Genomic DNA, 14,908 nt, shown 5'->3' on the forward strand with positions numbered 1-14,908 from the left:
GAGGCATATCTTTTACCGGTACCACCTAATACGCGTATTACTAAAACTTCTTTAGCACCGCTGTTATCAGCTACATTTAATCTTGATTCCTGTTGTACCATGTTATTTAGCCCTCTCTAAAATTTGAACTAATCTCCAGTTTTTGTTTTTGCTCAAAGGACGGGTTTCCATAATCAATACGGTATCGCCAACACCACAAGTGTTTGCTTCGTCATGAGCCATAAATTTGGTAGTTTTCTTAACAAACTTACCATAGATGGGGTGTTTCACCTTCCGCTCTACAGCAACCACAATAGATTTTTCCATCTTATTGCTTACTACCAGGCCGGTACGTGTTTTTCTTAAATTTCTTTCCATTGTTTTCCGACGCTTAAAATTAATTCTGTTCAGAAGCTGACGCCGCCTTGCGCTTTGTTAATTCAGTATTTAAACGAGCAATATCCTTGCGCACTTTTGTAATGCGTGTTGGGTTCTCAATAGCCGAAACCGCGTGAGCGAATTTCAGTTTAGTAAGAGTTGTTTTTTCCTCGCCCAGTCTTGCTGCCAATTCTTCGGTTGAAAGCTCTAAAATTTCTGAGTTCTTCATTTTCTTTATTAGTTATTTGAGTTTTAGTTCCAAGCTCAAATATCTAACTGATAAAGAGAACTTAAAACCGCTAACTTAATTTATGCTTCTACGTAATCCCTACGTGTTACAAATCTTGTTTGCACTGGCAATTTCTGTGCTGCCAGGCGTAAAGCTTCTTTGGCAACCTCTAAAGGCACACCTTCTGCTTCAAATATCATTCTGCCCGGGCGTACAACTGCAACCCAATATTCGGGAGCACCTTTACCTTTACCCATACGTACCTCTGCAGGTTTTTTGGTTACAGGCTTGTCAGGAAATATCCTGATCCACACCTGGCCTTCACGTTTCATGAAACGTGTTACAGCAATACGTGCAGCCTCGATCTGGCGGCTGGTTATCCAGGCTGCTTCGAGTGATTTTATACCGAAAGATCCGAATGAAAGCTCGGTGCCACGACTGGCTAACCCTTTCATCCTGCCTTTTTGCATCTTTCTGAACTTCGTTCTTTTTGGCTGTAGCATTTTATTAAGCTTTTATATCCTTTTACAGATATGTCTTTTCTACTTTATATTAATATTATCTTCTTCCCGGGCCACCTGGACGGTTACCACCACCCTGTCCTCCCGGACGGTTACCTTGCCCACCTGGGCGGTTACCTTGGCCACCTGGTGCACCACCGCCTCTGCGGTCATTGCCACCTGGTTTACGATCGCCTCTGCGTTCGCCGCCTCTTTCGCCGCCACGTGCATTATCACGGCCACCGAAACCTGCTGCGCCTTCAGGGCGTCCGCCTTTACCGCTTGCGCTGCTTGTACCACCAATGTTTGGAGATAAATCGCGTTTGCCGTAAACTTCACCTTTACAGATCCATACTTTAACACCTATTTTACCATAAGTAGTTAAGGCTTCTGCCAAAGCATAGTCAATATCGGCACGGAAAGTGTGCAAAGGAATTCTTCCTTCTTTATATTGCTCGGTACGTGCCATCTCAGCGCCACCTAAACGGCCTGATGTCATTACTTTAATCCCTTCAGCACCCATTCTCATGGTTGAAGCAATTGTAGTTTTCATGGCACGACGGAAAGAGATACGTGCTTCAAGTTGTTTAGCAATACCTTCGGCAACTAACTGGGCATCAAGCTCAGGGCGTTTTATTTCGAAGATGTTGATCTGAACATCTTTTTTAGTTAATTTCTTTAACTCTTCCTTGATCTTATCAACCTCGGCTCCGCCTTTACCAATCACAATACCCGGACGGGCAGTGTGGATAGTAACAGTGATGCGTTTTAAAGTACGTTCTATAACTACTTTAGATACACCACCTTTGTTTATACGTGCTGATAAGTATTTGCGGATCTTTTCGTCTTCAACTAATTTGTCGGAGTAGTTATTTCCACCGAACCAATTAGAATCCCAACCACGGATGATCCCTAACCTGTTACCTATTGGATGTGCTTTTTGTCCCATTTCAAATTAGTTGTTATCGTTTTTACTATCCACAATCAGTGTTACATGGTTGGAGCGTTTACGGATACGGAAACCTCTACCTTGCGGTGCAGGGCGTAATCTTTTTAACTGACGACCACCGCCAACTGATATCTCTTTTACAAACAGGCCGCTATCTTCAACACGTTTGCCTTCATTTTTTGATTCCCAGTTTTTAATGGCTGATAACAAAAGTTTCTCTACACGTATTGCCGCTTCTTTATTAGTAAACTTTAAGATGTATAACGCTTTCTCAACGTTTTCACCGCGGATCAGGTCAACCACCAAACGCATTTTGCGGGGTGAAGTTGGACAGTTCTGTAGTTTAGCAACCGAAGCGCCGCCTACAAGGGCTTTTGCAGCTTCTTTTTGTTGCCTGATCAATACAGACTTTTTGATTTTAGTTGTTGCTTCCATGCCTTATTTTTTCTTTTCTGCGTGACCGCGGAATGTGCGGGTTGGTGCAAATTCTCCCAACTTGTGACCAACCATGTTTTCTGTTACATACACCGGGATAAACTTGTTACCGTTGTGTACTGCGAATGTATGACCAACGAAATCAGGAGAGATCATGCTACGGCGCGACCATGTTTTAACAACTGATTTTTTACTTGAATCATTCAAGGTCAGAACTTTTCTTTCCAGGTTATGATCAATATAAGGTCCTTTTTTAATTGAACGTGCCATTATTATTTCTTCCTTCTTTCAATGATATAACGATCAGACCCTTTTTTCTTGTCACGAGTTTTGTAGCCTTTAGCTAATAAACCTTTACGTGAACGTGGATGACCACCTGAGGCTCTACCCTCACCACCACCCATAGGGTGATCTACCGGGTTCATGGCTACACCACGTACTCTCGGACGGCGACCTAACCAGCGCTTGCGGCCGGCTTTACCCAACACCGCGTTTGCTTTTTCACCATTTGAAACGGTACCAATAGTTGCCAAACAAGTTGACAGTATCATACGTGTTTCGCCTGAAGGCAATTTGATGATGGCATATTTACCATCGCGTGCTGATAACTGAGCATAAGTACCGGCACTGCGGGCAATAATACCACCCTGGCCCGGGTTTAACTCAATATTGTGAATGATAGAACCCAACGGGATGTTTTTCAAAGGCATGGTATTACCAACCTCTGGTGCGGCACCTTCGCCAGATACAACTACCGTTCCAACTGTTAAGCCTTCCGGAGCTATCATATATCTTTTTTCACCATCAACAAAATGTAACAGGGCTATACGTGCAGATCTGTTTGGATCATACTCAATAGTTGCAACTTTTGCCGGGATGTCAAATTTATTACGTTTGAAATCAATCAACCTGTATGCTTGTTTATGGCCACCACCCAGGTAGCGCATAGTCATTTTACCGCTGTGGTTACGACCGCCTGATCTTGTGTTGGCCGATACAACCAACGACTTTTCAGGAACGTTTGTTGTAATATCCGAGTTGGATACATCAATCCTGAAGCGGGTACCCGGTGTAACCGGTTTAAATCTCTTTACTGCCATGTCTTAATTATATATTGCTGTAAAAATCTATTGTTTCACCATCTTTCAGCGTAACGATGGCCTTCTTGTAAGCAGCAGCGCGTCCTGTAACTGCACCTGCTTTTGTGTTGCGGCTTTTAAGTTTGCCCATGTATTTCATTGTATTAACTGCTGTAATGTTAACACCGTACATAGCCTCAATAGCGCCTTTTATCTGAATTTTGTTAGCTCTGTGATCAACTTTGAAAGCATAACGGTTAAGCTTCTCAGTTAATTGAGTTACCTTTTCAGTAAGTAAGGGTTTCTTTAAAATTTCCATAATTACTTAGCTAATGCTTCCTCCAAAGTTTTAACAGCGCCTGTAGTTAAAATTAGTTTACCAGCGTTTAACACATCATAAGTGTTTAGCTGCTCAACCATAATAACCTTAGTTTTTTTCAGGTTCCTGCTTGATAAATACACATTGTTGTTTTCAGCGCCTGCTAATACTAATAATGTTTTATCATTAGTAACATTCAGGTCAGCCTCCATTTGGATATATGTTTTGGTTTTGATAGTATCAAAGCTGAAATCTTCAAGAACCAATATATTGTTATCCTTTGCTTTGTATGATAAAGCTGATACACGTGCCAGTGATTTAAGTTTTTTGTTCAACTTAAAGCTATAATCGCGCGGCTGCGGGCCAAACACACGGCCACCACCATTAAACAATGGAGATTTGATGCTACCTGCACGGGCGCCGCCTGTACCTTTTTGTTTATGTAATTTGCGGGTTGAACCTGCAATTTCATTACGTTGTTTTGATTTGTGCGTACCCTGGCGCTGGTTAGCCAAGAACTGCTTTACATCTAAGTAAATTGCATGATCATTAGGCTCTACACCGAATACGGACTCAGGAAGCTGCACCTTGGCACCTGTTTCTTTACCTGATAGATTTAATACGTTGATTTCCATCTTATTTATCCACTATTACGAATGAACCCTTAGCTCCGGGAATAGAACCTTTAACTACAATCAGGTTTTGTTCAGCAAATACTTTAACTACTTGTAAGTTTTGTACTTTAACACGAACATTACCCATTTGACCCGCCATACGCATACCTTTAAATACACGTGAAGGCCATGATGATGCACCCAGTGAACCTGGAGCACGTAAACGATTGTGCTGACCGTGAGTTTGCATACCCACACCACTAAAACCGTGACGCTTTACAACACCTTGAAATCCTTTACCTTTTGAAGTACCTACAACATCAACGTAATCTCCGGCGGCGAAAATCTCAACGGTAACGGTGTCACCTAAGCTTTTTTCGTCTTCGAAAGTTTTAAATTCAACTAATTTACGTTTTGGAGTAGTACCGGCTTTTTGGAAATGGCCTTTTAACGGACCAGAGGTGTTTTTTTCCTTCTTCTCGCCATACGCTAACTGAACAGCAGCGTATCCGTCTGTTTCAACAGACCTGATCTGAGTTACTACGCAAGGGCCAGCTTCGATTACAGTACAAGGGATATTTTTCCCTGCCTCATCGAAAATGCTGGTCATTCCTACTTTTTTACCAATTATTCCTGACATTTTCTTTATTTTATTTGTGCCCATCGAAGCAGTAGGGCTTCGTTCAAGGCATATTATTTCCCCCTTAAGGGACGGCAAAGATAGAAATTTTAGATTAATTGTCAAATAGTTAGCAAGTTATTTTTAAATAAATATTCGGTAAAGGAAAATACTTGTTTAAACAGGTGCCTGCTCTCATGGAAATATCTAAAAATCACATACATCTACATTGCCCAAACACCTCTATTTAATATCTTTACATCATGAAACGCCTTACCTTCTCCTTACTGCTAATTTTACTCACTGGCATTACCTACGCGGGTAGTACCTTACACATTGATACCGGTAAATCAAATAAGGTTTTTACAGCTATCGAACATCCACCGGAGTACCCGGGCGGCCCACTTGCTTTTAACAAACATATCGCCGAAAACTTAAAATATCCGGATGTAGCCCGCCTAATTGGGGTTAATGGCCGGATAGTTTTAACGTTTGTAATTGACCGCGACGGAAAAGTGGTAGAGGTTACGCCTACTAATTGTATTGGTGCGGGTTGCGAATCGGAAGCGGTAAAAGTATTGCAATCATTAAAAACCTGGCAACCCGGTATTCAGAATGGCAAACCGGTACGCGTACAATACAGAGTTCCCATCAGTTTTTCTATTGGTAACGGCAAAGTTAAACTTAGTGATCTAAGAGCGTCAAACTACGGGTTTGTATTTAAAATACAGGGGGCGCTTTATACTATAGATGAAGCGCAAAATATATTAGGTAAATCATTCCTGTCAGACCGGGTTGAAATTGCCGAGCCCTTTTACAATGCAGATAACGACTCGAAATTTATTATGCCCGATAAAAAAGAGATCTACGTAGTAAAAATGAAGGGGTAAGGCTACTTACCCTGCCATCGGCCACCCCATCAACCGGCCATTTCAGATGAGCGGTTATGATTTAAAGGATTTAATAACTGACTAGTTTATTATGAAATAAGCCTCAACCTTTCAGAATTTGAGCAATACCTATGGCCCGGGCATTAACAAACCTTTATTTACGAAGGATTACTCTACCGGCCTGGCCTGATATCTTAAATCATACCCCTGCAGTATTTATTCCAGTAATTGATCATTAATTTTTTCCCAAAATTTGTAAAGCCTGCCCCCATTCCCGGGGTTGGTGTAAATTCGCCAAATACAGCGCCTTTATCTGTAGCATAAAAATCAATCCGCACAAAAATCTCATAAGATCTACTTAAATATTTTGCTTGTGCCAGCATTTCATTTAAACACTTTGGAGGCAGGCTATATGAACCCGAAGGATAAATTTTATTAACTGATTGCAATTCCTCCCATTTTTCATTATAGTAAGTACAGGTACCGCTGGTAGGGCTAAATCTATCAACTACATTTATGCACGCAATTTCTCCGTTAAAACAAAGGAACTTGTAATCTTTAAGAATTTTTTGCTTCCCTTGTTCATTCTTCAAAAACTCTTCAACTAAAAAATGAAGGTTCTCATTTTTGTTTACAGCTTGCTGTAAAACAGCTTTTAATTCATCTGTTGAATACGTTTTACATTCAAACAGGTTATAGTTTTTCTTCATCAAAAACACAAGTTGTGATGAATGACCAATAGTGGGCCGGATAACATAATTTTCGGGAAAGGCATCAAAGTTAATGTCTTTGATATTCCTCCCGCTCCAGTATAACTGAGGCACCCTGCAGTTATGCGCTAAGGCAAAATTCCTTGAATTAAGTTTGTTACTTAACCTTCGTTGCCAATTTTCAACATTTTTCCATTTTTCCAGAGGGTCATCCTTTGTCAGGAAAGTATTCCTTACTTTTTCGGCATCAGGATCTGACCAGAATTTTTTGTGCCTGGTTCTAATTCTTGCACTAATGTCGTCTGGAATTTTTAAAAAGCCAATAAATGCTAACATACTATATTAATGATGAGGGTTAACTGGTATTCAAAAATTGGTTAATTGTAATGAGTAATAATTCTTGCAAAGAGATATCCTCACAAAATCACATTGCAATATCATTTCTTATAATATAACCTGACAACTGGGGGGACTGGAATTTTATATTATAATTTAAAGTTAAAATACAAAAATGTAAATCAGCTAAAAAAAGCAAAAAGTGTCCCAAATTGCTCATTCTTTGTGCAAATTTGCTCACTAAGTATCAACGACTTGTGAGCCAAACATGAAATAACTAAGAGGTAAGTTTTAAAATTTGTACTAATATCCTTTTATCTGCAATAAATGGCACCGGCAAAATAAACCTTGAGATGAATTATTCCATCATCAGTCTTCGTATTAATTCGGCGCTTTGCCTGTTGCCTTCTTCCAGTCTTCCTCTAAAAAAAGCCTGTACCTCATTAAAGTGCTTTTTGTAACCTTCCATATCGCCATAACCAATAATAGCCGACCATTCCCTAACCGCGGAGTGGAACTCCAGATCGTCGCCACGTATGGTTTTATCGTACAGCGCCGTTTCAATTGATTCTTCTAACAGATCTTCGTTCTTAAACAAATACTCGGCTATACCCAGGCGCAGGCGGAATGGCGGGGTTTGACAAATAAGATTATCATAAGGATTTACGCCTAAGTGATACCAGGCATCAACCATACTTAATATACTCAGGTGCGAATTTGGTTTTTGCAGTTCGGGCTTTTGCGATAACGAAAATTCCCGCATTACGGTATCATTCAGCATAATAGGTTTCCGGCTTTCATGAAAAACAAAATCGCGGGCCTTATATAACCGTTTTCTGAAGTCGCTTTCTTCCTCTTTGATCATCAGCTTAAACAATTCTGATTCTGATGTAGCGTACTGCTTTACCTGCTGGCGGGCATAAGGATTTAATATGGCTAAACCGGCATATACGTGGGCTTTATAACTAAATATACGCAAAGTGGTAAGGATCTTTACATTATCAATACCGCCTATATAAGACGCGTTTTCCCAGGGGAAGAATCCGGCGGACTTCCAGGCGGTGCCCATGCTCTCAAAACCAACATGTGTTACTGCCTGGGTATCGGCTACTATTTTATCGTGCTCGTGGTAATCGGTAATCTCAACAATATCGGTCTCAATGGAGGTGAACAGCTCAAACATACGCGTGTAGGCATCTTTATCACAACGGTGAGGGATAAGTATCAGTTTTTGCCCTTTAGGCTCAAAACCCGGGCCATGCATAGCATGAAAGGTAATGATCTGCGCATCGGCGGGCAGGTATTTTTCAAATATGGTTATCTCGGGGTGTTTAACAGAAGTTTGCCCTGCTACTATTGCGCCGTACTTAGTTGCCGGCCCATATAATGCCACCACCTGCTCCAATTTATCAGCTTCAACAGAATAAATAATAAGGTCACTTACACGTGCTACATCTTTTCCGTCATCCATCAGGCTTATCCCAAACTGATCAAGCTCCTGGTGCAGCCTGTCGCGGTTAGCGGGCAAGTCGCAACCGCACACCGTGTAACCGGCCTTTGCAAATGTTTTGGCGTACAAACGTCCCATATCCCCTAACCCAATTAATCCTATCCGCATTATCTTTAAAATAAAAAGCCTAATATATATGCTTTTGTTAATTACATACAATTATATATGGTTAACGTACCTGCAAAAAAAGGCATTTCGTAAAGATTATAGTGAAGTTTGTATTTAAAAGCACATTTATTTACAAACTTTAAATAATATTGTTACGTTTAAGTATTAATTAACCCTTAGCAGGTTTTTATATAGATACATTATGATAATGAAGCTTTTTAAACTGCAAGCCCTTATTTTGATATTGCTTGCTTTAAGCAATACCGGGTATGGCTATGCACAGGATAATAACAAAAAAGCAAAGTCGATAGCAAAGGCAGTAGTATACAACCCATATACTAAAAAATATTATTTCAAAAAGGCGTCTGCCACTGTTACCCCCGCTCCAGTTGTTGCTACCACACCGCCTGCCACCACTCCGGTACAGCAAAAACCGGCAGATACAACACATGCAGCACCTGTTGATAAAAGCCTGCGGGGGCAGTATAAGTACCTGCTCACCAAAATTTATAATTACCAGCAACCATTGGTTACGGCTTTATTCAAAAACTACTCCGATACATTAAATGCAAACCGCCGCCAATTAAAAGAGGCCCGGGCTACACTTAGTGTGCAAGCAAAAACTATTGACACTTTAAAAGCCGCTGCAACAACTAAAGACCAAATACTTACCGAATCAAAAGCAAAAGTTGATGAGATAACCTTGTTAGGAATACCTTTTACCAAGGCCACTTATAATTTAATTATGTGGGGATTGGTTATTGGCTTTGGCGCAATAGCGGCCATTGTAATTGCCAGATCTGGTAGCCATAGCCGTGAAGCAAAGTATCGCATTAAGCTATATGAGGAGTTAGAGGAAGAATACAAAACCTATAAAACCAAAGCTAACGAAAAGGAAAAGAAACTTGCCCGCGAGCTGCAAACAGAACGCAATAAGCTGGATGAGCTGTTGGGGAACGGGTAACCTCTGCCAACAATGAAAGCTTTTCTTTTTGGATGGAACCCAATTAAATTTAAGTGGGAAAATATTGACGGCGATATAAAAAGACTTAAAGCAACCGGCGAACTAGTAGATAACTGGAGTGTTGCAAGCCATAAAACCATAAAACCGGGCGACAGGGCGTACATTGTGCGGCTTGGATTGGAGCCAAAAGGTATTTTTGCTTCCGGATTTGTTTCATCAGAACCTTATGTAGCATTTCGTAAAGGCAGGCACTATTACAGAATAGACATTTCTTTTGATATTTTGCTGAACCCTGATAAAGAACCTATACTTACATTTGATATTTTAAAAACAGGCAACCTTGCAGAACAGACCTGGGCGCCACAAGCATCGGGCATTTCTATAAGGCCGCAACTGGCTGATGAACTGGAAGGTGTTTGGCAAGATTTTCTTACATCTAAAGAAGAATACTGATGGTAATTATAAAACCTATACTCAGGATATTTGATTACGATAAGGCTGTTGAATTTTACCTGGATTGGCTGGGTTTCAAGATAGACTGGGAACACAACCCCGGTAACGTGCCGTTATACCTGCAAATATCTTTACAAGATGTACAGCTGCACCTTTCTGAACACCATGGCGATGCCAGCCCCGGCGCCCACATCCGCATTGAAAACTTTACCGGATTAAAAGCATACCACGAGCAGCTCATCAGCAAAAAGTATAAATACAACCGCCCGGGACTGAAAGTGCCCGAATGGAATAAAAACGCTATTGAAGTTACCGTTAATGACCCTTTTGGCAACAGGCTTACCTTTGCCGAAGTGATTGGTTAATATTAGTCGTAAACGCCCCCTTAACTTGTCGTATTTACACATCAAAGTTGTTAATACGCCCCAGTATCTTTACAAAAAAACTAAATATTATGGCAACTCAAATCTTTTTAAACCTTCCTGTCAAAGACCTCAACAAGTCGGTTGAATTTTTCACTAAGCTGGGATATACTTTTAACCCGCAATTTACCGACGAGAAAGCAACCTGCATGATCATCAGCGATACCATTTACGTAATGCTGCTGACAGAAGCTTTTTTTCAGACTTTTACTAAAAAAGAAATTGTAGATGCCCACAAAGCGGTAGAGTGCTCTATCGGCTTATCTGCCGATAGTAAAGATGCCGTTAATGAGTTAGTAGCGAAAGCTGAAGCAGCCGGCGCCACCATCCCTAACCCGCCTACAGATTACGGCTTTATGTACCAGCACAGCTACGAAGACCTTGACGGCCATCACTGGGAAATTATATGGATGGACCCTAATGGCATGCCGGAGCATCAGGCATAAAAATTAACAAACGCGTTATTGGTGCAAGGTACGATGCAATCCCCGATAGAAAAGTCGACTACAAGCATGTTGGAGATTGCTTCGTACCTACCTATGACATTTAATTTAACCTAATGTGTATATAACCGTGTCATTGCGAGGAGCGTAGCGACGTGGCAATCTCGTAGCCAATGCATATTCGCTTGTCCCGCTACGAGATTGCCACGGCTTTCCACTACACGACCTCCGCGTAAGCCTCGCAATGACATATTTAGTTTAGTTGGGTCATGCTGAGCTTGTCGAAGCATCGCGGGCGGGCCTTTGCGCACGTCCTTCGACAAGCTCAGCATGACCCCAGCAAATGTCATTTCTCCCTTCAGAATCCATCGGATTTTAAAACTCGCAAAGACGCACTTAATACAGAAACTAAAAAAGCCATTCTTTTTCAAGAATGGCTTTTTTATTATAGATCTTCCGGTACAGTTATACTTTGATCTCTACTTCAACACCGCTTGGCAATTCAAGCTTCATTAAAGCATCTACAGTTTTTGAATTAGAGCTGTAGATATCCAATAAACGCTTGTAAGAGCATAATTGGAATTGCTCACGTGCTTTTTTGTTAACGTGTGGTGAACGTAAAACAGTGAAAATTTTCTTTTCGGTTGGTAACGGAAGTGGTCCGCTAACTACAGCACCCGTAGGTTTTACTGTCTTTACGATTTTCTCAGCAGATTTATCTACCAGGTTGTAATCGTAAGATTTTAATTTGATTCTGATCCTTTGGCTCATTTTGTTTGTTTTTATAGTTGCGCTAAGAGCTATTTGTTAGCGTAACCGGTTGTTTATTTATTGAGTGAGTTAGTGAATGAGCGATTTAGTGAATTTAATACTCACTCATTCGCTAACTCACTCATTCACTAATTACTTATGCGTTTGCAGCAGCTTTTTTGCCTCTTGCTTTAGCAACTACTTCTTCCTGTACGTTACGTGGCGCTTCAGCATAGTGATCAAACTCCATGGTTGAAGTAGCACGGCCAGATGTGATGGTACGTAACTGGGTTACATAACCAAACATTTCTGAAAGTGGTACAGTAGCTTTAATTACCTGTGCACCTGCACGTGAATCCATACCTAACAGCTGGCCACGGCGACGGTTCATGTCACCGATAACATCACCCATGTTTTCTTCAGGGGTAAGGATCTCAATTTTCATGATCGGCTCAAGCAATACTGGTTTACATTTTGGCAATGCCTCACGGTATGCAGATTTTGCAGCTATCTCAAAAGATAACGCATCTGAATCGACCGCGTGGAATGAACCATCAATTAAACGAACTTTTAAGCTTGTTAAAGGGTAACCTGCCAACACACCATTTGCCATTGAAGCTGCAAAGCCTTTTTCAACAGATGGGATAAACTCACGAGGGATTGAACCACCGCTAATTTCGTTAACAAATTGTAAACCTTCTTTACCTTCGTCGTTTGGTGAAAGTATAACCTGTATATCGGCAAATTTACCACGGCCACCGGTTTGTTTCTTGTATGTTTCGCGGTGTTGTATAGTACCTGTGATAGATTCTTTGTAAGCTACTTGCGGAGCACCCTGGTTAACCTCTACTTTAAACTCACGTTTTAAGCGGTCCATGATAATATCTAAGTGAAGCTCGCCCATACCTGAAATTACAGTTTGGCCGGTTTCTTCGTCAGATTTTACGTGGAATGTTGGATCCTCTTCTGCTAATTTACCTAAAGCCATACCTAATTTATCTACGTCTGCCTGTGTTTTAGGCTCAATAGCTAAACCGATAACCGGCTCAGGGAAATTCATTGACTCAAGGATGATAGGGTGTTTCTCATCACAAAGTGTATCACCTGTTTTGATATCCTTAAAGCCTACTACCGCAGCAATATCACCTGCACCTACATTAGGGATAGGGTTTTGCTTGTTAGCATGCATTTGGAATATACGGGAAATACGCTCTTTGTTATCTGAACGCATATTGTGTACGTAAGAACCAGCCTCTAAATTACCAGAGTATACGCGGATAAAGCATAAACGACCTACGAAAGGATCGGTTGCAATTTTAAACGCCAAAGCGGCAAACGGCTCTTTTTCTGATGGTTTACGTAAAATTTCTTCGCCTGTATCAGGGTTTGTACCAATGATACCTTCAACATCCATAGGTGAAGGAAGCAATTCCATCACATAATCAAGCATGGTTTGTACACCTTTGTTTTTGAAAGATGAACCACAAACCATAGGAACAATTTTAGCATCTAATACTGCTTTACGCAATGCATCTAAAATTTCACGTTCGGTAATTGATTCTGGTGCTTCAAAGAATTTCTCCATCAAAGTTTCATCGTAATCAGCTACTGATTCAAGTAATTTCTCTCTCCACTCAGTTGCTTCCTCGATCATATCCTCAGGGATAGGCACTTCAGTAAAGGTCATACCTTTATCATGCTCATTCCAAACAATACCTCTCCAGTTAATTAAATCAACAACACCTGTAAATTTCTCTTCGGCACCTATAGGTAACTGTAGAGGTACAGCGTTGCTGCCTAACATGCTTTTCACCTGTTTTACAACATTTAAAAAGTCGGCACCTGAACGGTCCATTTTATTAACGAAACCTATACGGGCAACGTTGTAGTTGTTTGCAAGTCTCCAGTTGGTTTCTGATTGTGGCTCAACACCATCAACAGCAGAAAATAAGAATACCAAACCATCAAGTACACGTAATGAACGGTTTACCTCAACGGTAAAATCCACGTGACCCGGGGTATCAATAATATTGATATGATATTTTTGTCCTCTGTAATTCCAGTCTACAGTTGTAGCAGCCGAGGTAATAGTAATACCACGCTCCTGCTCCTGCGCCATCCAGTCCATTGTAGCTGCACCCTCGTGTACTTCGCCAATTTTATGGCTAACACCCGAGTAGTACAATATACGCTCTGTAGTAGTAGTTTTACCGGCATCAATGTGAGCGGCAATACCTATATTTCTTGTATATCTTAGATCTCTTGACATTTCAGTTTTGATTTATTGAATTAGCGAATTAGTGAATTTAGAATTAGTAACATGTTACCAAATCAATAAATCACTAATTCACTAAATCGCTAATTATTTTTAGAATCTAAAGTGAGAGAACGCTTTGTTAGCCTCAGCCATTTTGTGCGTATCTTCTTTCTTCTTCACAGCAGCACCTTCACCTTTAGCAGCAGATATGATCTCACCGGCTAATTTCTCCATCATGGTTTTTTCACCACGACGACGGGCATAGCTGATTAACCATTTCATACCCAAAGCAACTTTACGCTCAGGGCGAACCTCTGTAGGTACCTGGAAGTTAGCACCACCAACACGGCGGCTCTTTACTTCAACAGCTGGCATTACATTGTTTAAAGCTTTTTTCCAGCTATCCAATCCGTTTTCGCTGGTTTTCTTTTCAACAATTTCAATTGCGTTATAGAATATAGTATAAGCGGTAGATTTTTTACCGTCAAACATCATGTTATTTACAAACCTGGTTACCAAAACATCATTGAATTTTGGATCAGGAAGAAGGATTCTTTTTTTTGGTTTTGATTTTCTCATTATTACTATCCTCCTTTAATTATTTCTTTTTACCTTTTGTTGGAGCCGCTGCTACCTGTCCTGGTTTAGGGCGTTTGGTACCATATTTAGAACGGCGTTGGTTACGTCCGGCTACACCAGATGTATCTAACGCACCACGGATAATGTGGTAACGTACACCAGGTAAATCCTTAACACGACCACCACGGATCAGTACAATAGAGTGTTCCTGTAAGTTGTGGCCTTCACCAGGGATGTAGGCATTAACTTCTTTACCATTTGTAAGGCGCACACGTGCAACTTTACGCATTGCTGAGTTTGGTTTTTTAGGGGTAGTGGTGTACACACGGGTGCACACGCCTCTTCGCTGTGGACAGCTGTCCAACGCTGGTGACTTACTCTTGTC

22 protein-coding genes are annotated in these 14,908 nt (G+C 40.9%); 5 read left to right on the top strand and 17 right to left on the bottom strand.

The features are described 5' to 3' along the window. The 11 genes from WC743_RS27475 to rplC all read right to left on the bottom strand — a co-directional run. The coding region (locus tag WC743_RS27475; protein WP_373016778.1) for an uL14 family ribosomal protein at positions 1 to 101 on the bottom strand (101 nt) is incomplete at its 3' end. A 1-nt stretch (position 102) separates the two neighbouring features. Beyond that, positions 103 to 357, bottom strand: a complete 255-nt coding sequence (rpsQ, locus tag WC743_RS27480) for a 30S ribosomal protein S17 (RefSeq protein WP_129876199.1) — start codon at positions 355 to 357, stop codon at positions 103 to 105. A gap of 19 nt (positions 358 to 376) precedes the next feature. Continuing rightward, positions 377 to 586 (bottom strand): 50S ribosomal protein L29, encoded by a 210-nt coding sequence (rpmC, locus tag WC743_RS27485; protein WP_373016763.1) that lies wholly within the window; start codon positions 584 to 586, stop codon positions 377 to 379. Positions 587 to 666: 80 nt separating this feature from the next. After that, on the bottom strand, positions 667 to 1,089 hold the full coding sequence (gene rplP / locus WC743_RS27490; RefSeq protein WP_121245915.1) for a 50S ribosomal protein L16: 423 nt from the start codon (positions 1,087 to 1,089) through the stop codon (positions 667 to 669). A 55-nt stretch (positions 1,090 to 1,144) separates the two neighbouring features. After that, on the bottom strand, positions 1,145 to 2,035 hold the full coding sequence (rpsC, locus tag WC743_RS27495; RefSeq protein WP_373016764.1) for a 30S ribosomal protein S3: 891 nt from the start codon (positions 2,033 to 2,035) through the stop codon (positions 1,145 to 1,147). 6 nt (positions 2,036 to 2,041) lie between these two features. Then, positions 2,042 to 2,470 (bottom strand): 50S ribosomal protein L22, encoded by a 429-nt coding sequence (gene rplV, locus WC743_RS27500; RefSeq protein WP_373016765.1) that lies wholly within the window; start codon positions 2,468 to 2,470, stop codon positions 2,042 to 2,044. 3 nt (positions 2,471 to 2,473) lie between these two features. Then, positions 2,474 to 2,740, bottom strand: coding sequence for a 30S ribosomal protein S19 (rpsS, locus tag WC743_RS27505; RefSeq protein WP_133235756.1), 267 nt, complete (start codon positions 2,738 to 2,740; stop codon positions 2,474 to 2,476). A 2-nt stretch (positions 2,741 to 2,742) separates the two neighbouring features. Beyond that, positions 2,743 to 3,570 carry a 50S ribosomal protein L2 gene (gene rplB / locus WC743_RS27510; RefSeq protein ID WP_373016766.1) on the bottom strand — a complete coding sequence of 276 codons (828 nt, stop codon included), beginning with the start codon at positions 3,568 to 3,570 and terminating at the stop codon, positions 2,743 to 2,745. A gap of 7 nt (positions 3,571 to 3,577) precedes the next feature. Further along, positions 3,578 to 3,868, bottom strand: a complete 291-nt coding sequence (rplW, locus tag WC743_RS27515) for a 50S ribosomal protein L23 (protein WP_191161769.1) — start codon at positions 3,866 to 3,868, stop codon at positions 3,578 to 3,580. A 2-nt stretch (positions 3,869 to 3,870) separates the two neighbouring features. Beyond that, a complete protein-coding gene (gene rplD, locus WC743_RS27520) occupies positions 3,871 to 4,503 on the bottom strand; it encodes a 50S ribosomal protein L4 (protein ID WP_373016767.1) in 633 nt (210 codons plus the stop codon). Between the two features lies 1 nt (position 4,504). Then, complete coding sequence (gene rplC, locus WC743_RS27525) at positions 4,505 to 5,122, bottom strand: 50S ribosomal protein L3 (RefSeq protein ID WP_373016768.1); 618 nt, start codon at positions 5,120 to 5,122, stop codon at positions 4,505 to 4,507. A 242-nt stretch (positions 5,123 to 5,364) separates the two neighbouring features. On the opposite strand from rplC, the gene WC743_RS27530 reads away from it, so the two are divergent. Further along, complete coding sequence (locus tag WC743_RS27530) at positions 5,365 to 5,991, top strand: energy transducer TonB (protein ID WP_373016769.1); 627 nt, start codon at positions 5,365 to 5,367, stop codon at positions 5,989 to 5,991. Positions 5,992 to 6,185: 194 nt separating this feature from the next. On the opposite strand, the gene WC743_RS27535 is transcribed toward WC743_RS27530, so the two are convergent. Together WC743_RS27535 and WC743_RS27540 are read right to left on the bottom strand one after the other, a co-directional pair. Beyond that, positions 6,186 to 7,037 carry an ATP-grasp fold amidoligase family protein gene (locus tag WC743_RS27535; RefSeq protein ID WP_373016770.1) on the bottom strand — a complete coding sequence of 284 codons (852 nt, stop codon included), beginning with the start codon at positions 7,035 to 7,037 and terminating at the stop codon, positions 6,186 to 6,188. A 358-nt stretch (positions 7,038 to 7,395) separates the two neighbouring features. Beyond that, entirely contained in the window at positions 7,396 to 8,655 is a 1,260-nt protein-coding gene (locus WC743_RS27540; RefSeq protein ID WP_373016771.1) for an NAD(P)-binding domain-containing protein, read from the bottom strand. 208 nt (positions 8,656 to 8,863) lie between these two features. On the opposite strand from WC743_RS27540, the gene WC743_RS27545 reads away from it, so the two are divergent. The 4 genes from WC743_RS27545 to WC743_RS27560 all read left to right on the top strand — a co-directional run bounded on the left by WC743_RS27545 (position 8,864) and on the right by WC743_RS27560 (position 10,940). Continuing rightward, complete coding sequence (locus WC743_RS27545; RefSeq protein ID WP_373016772.1) at positions 8,864 to 9,619, top strand: hypothetical protein; 756 nt, start codon at positions 8,864 to 8,866, stop codon at positions 9,617 to 9,619. Positions 9,620 to 9,631: 12 nt separating this feature from the next. After that, positions 9,632 to 10,072: a hypothetical protein gene (locus WC743_RS27550; RefSeq protein WP_373016773.1), complete on the top strand. Its 441-nt coding sequence runs from the start codon at positions 9,632 to 9,634 to the stop codon at positions 10,070 to 10,072. Continuing rightward, positions 10,072 to 10,437, top strand: a complete 366-nt coding sequence (locus WC743_RS27555) for a glyoxalase superfamily protein (protein ID WP_373016774.1) — start codon at positions 10,072 to 10,074, stop codon at positions 10,435 to 10,437. Before WC743_RS27550 ends, WC743_RS27555 begins: the two co-directional genes overlap by 1 nt. Before the next feature lie 89 nt (positions 10,438 to 10,526). Further along, entirely contained in the window at positions 10,527 to 10,940 is a 414-nt protein-coding gene (locus tag WC743_RS27560) for a VOC family protein (protein ID WP_373016775.1), read from the top strand. 462 nt (positions 10,941 to 11,402) lie between these two features. Here WC743_RS27560 and rpsJ read toward each other — a convergent pair whose 3' ends face one another. The 4 genes from rpsJ to rpsL form a co-directional block, all read right to left on the bottom strand. Further along, a complete protein-coding gene (rpsJ, locus tag WC743_RS27565) occupies positions 11,403 to 11,708 on the bottom strand; it encodes a 30S ribosomal protein S10 (RefSeq protein ID WP_022830652.1) in 306 nt (101 codons plus the stop codon). Between the two features lie 136 nt (positions 11,709 to 11,844). Further along, a complete protein-coding gene (gene fusA, locus WC743_RS27570; RefSeq protein WP_373016776.1) occupies positions 11,845 to 13,956 on the bottom strand; it encodes an elongation factor G in 2,112 nt (703 codons plus the stop codon). A 99-nt stretch (positions 13,957 to 14,055) separates the two neighbouring features. Then, positions 14,056 to 14,526 (bottom strand): 30S ribosomal protein S7, encoded by a 471-nt coding sequence (gene rpsG / locus WC743_RS27575; RefSeq protein WP_373016779.1) that lies wholly within the window; start codon positions 14,524 to 14,526, stop codon positions 14,056 to 14,058. Between the two features lie 16 nt (positions 14,527 to 14,542). Further along, the coding region (gene rpsL, locus WC743_RS27580; RefSeq protein ID WP_373016777.1) for a 30S ribosomal protein S12 at positions 14,543 to 14,908 on the bottom strand (366 nt) is incomplete at its 5' end.

Origin of the sequence: Mucilaginibacter sp., from assembly GCF_041660805.1 — a bacterium.
In the GTDB taxonomy this organism is placed as follows: domain Bacteria; phylum Bacteroidota; class Bacteroidia; order Sphingobacteriales; family Sphingobacteriaceae; genus Mucilaginibacter.